The following is a 1,367-nucleotide window of genomic DNA, read 5'->3' on the forward strand; positions in this document are numbered from 1 at the left end:
ATGGCAAACCAATCGGTGGCTGCATGCAGACTACGATTGACTTCTTCGGGTTTCATATTCGTCCAGTCGCTTAGCACAATGGGGATAGTGGGAATATCCCATTCTTTTCTTTTGTTCATGATAAAGGCCCCGTACATACCTATTTGTTCCTGCAAACCGGAATGACTATGATACCAGTGTGTTCCATGCTGAACGATAGGAAATTTGTACAAATACGTTGTATGTGGCTTTATTGGCATCTGAGTAAGATTGGGTACGCCATCCATTCTGTTGGGTAGAAATAAACCATGCCAATGCAGGGCGGTTTCTTCATCCAGATTATTGTGCATATAAATTTCTGCCGTATCACCTTCTGTAAATGTTAAGGTCGGCATGGGTATTTGTCCGTTCACAGCAATGGCGCGTTTGGGTTTGCCGCCAAAATTTACCGTGGTATCAGCAATATATAAGTCGTACCGAACCGTACGGGGTGGAGTAGTGGCATCAATAGTTTTTACCGGCCCTAAATTAGCTTTTGCTGTTTTTATATTTTCCGCCAGCGTGCCATTATCTCCCATATCCATTCCGTCCATTTTTACGCTGTCTATTTTACCCATGCTGGTTGCGCTGTCTTTCAAGGGCATTTGCATACTGTCCTGCTGATGATCAGCCTGCGGGGAAATTGTTGTTTTTTCCCTTACCAACTTCATCCCACATTTAGGGCAATTGCCAGGTTTAGTAGCATGTATTTCCGGATGCATTGGACAGGTATAGGTCACCGGCTGAATCTGCAGTTTATCCTGCTGCGAAGGCATTTGCATATGCTCCATGTTGTCCACCTTTTTCGAGGTATCTTTCGTGGGCATTTGCTTTTTATCAGGTGTTGGTTTTTCAACAGCTTTGTTTTTTGCTTTCACCAGTTTCATTCCACATTTCGGACAATTTCCAGGTTTGCTTATGCGCACCTCCGGGTGCATAACACAGGTATATATTACCGGTTGTTCCTGTTTGCTCGCTTGCTGCTGTGCCCGGGAAAATGACCAGGAAATGAACAACAGAATTATTAAGAATATATTTTTCATTTTTATTTATTTCTATTGACAACACTTTTTCTTCCTGATAAAAATAGATTTCAGGAGTCGCACTATTGCTTTACCAATACGTTTAAGCATTCCATTAATTTTTACCAGCAAGGCTGTCTCTTGTTATTCTTGCCCAATCTATGATCCGCGCTTTTTCTTCTTTTGTCAGCCTTGCATTTTTGTGAATGATTGTATAAGATGATATTGGCATGGTACCATCCTTAATGCTATTCTCAATTGACTTTAACTTGCTCATCTGCCTTCTTGATGAGTAAGCTCCAAACTCGCTAAAGTTCAACTCCGCCT

Annotated in this window: 2 protein-coding genes; both read right to left on the reverse strand. The window is 41.8% G+C overall.

What is annotated here, in order from left to right; translation table 11 throughout:
- A partial coding sequence (locus tag A3860_RS42010) for a multicopper oxidase domain-containing protein (RefSeq protein WP_245843737.1) occupies positions 1-1,061 on the reverse strand: 1,061 nt, incomplete at its 3' end.
- A 94-nt stretch (positions 1,062-1,155) separates the two neighbouring features.
- A partial coding sequence (locus A3860_RS40375) for a heme-binding domain-containing protein (protein ID WP_173820334.1) occupies positions 1,156-1,367 on the reverse strand: 212 nt, incomplete at its 5' end.

Origin of the sequence: Niastella vici (genome assembly GCF_002077945.1) — a bacterium.
GTDB lineage: Bacteria > Bacteroidota > Bacteroidia > Chitinophagales > Chitinophagaceae > Niastella > Niastella vici.